General features: G+C 65.4%; 1 protein-coding gene. It reads left to right on the forward strand.

Features of this window, described 5'->3' with window-relative positions:
- A partial coding sequence (locus tag HKX41_12840) for an ABC transporter permease (GenBank protein ID NNC25022.1) occupies positions 1-246 on the forward strand: 246 nt, incomplete at both ends.

Raw genomic sequence — 246 nt, forward strand, 5'->3', positions numbered from 1 at the left:
GGACCGCCCGCGCGAAGGGCCAAGGCGCGAAGATAACGGTCCTGAAACACGGCTTCCGCAACGCGATGATTCCCGTCATCACGGTCATCGGCATCCAGTTCGGTGGCCTGCTCGGCGGCGCAGTACTCACGGAGACGGTGTTCGCCATCGGCGGCATCGGGACGCTCCTGGTCGAGGCCATCAAGGTCGGCGACTACCCCATCGTGCAGGGGACGGTCCTGACGTTCGCGTTCCTGTTCACGCTGG

The organism is Salifodinibacter halophilus (genome assembly GCA_012999515.1).
GTDB lineage: Bacteria > Pseudomonadota > Gammaproteobacteria > Nevskiales > Salinisphaeraceae > Salifodinibacter > Salifodinibacter halophilus.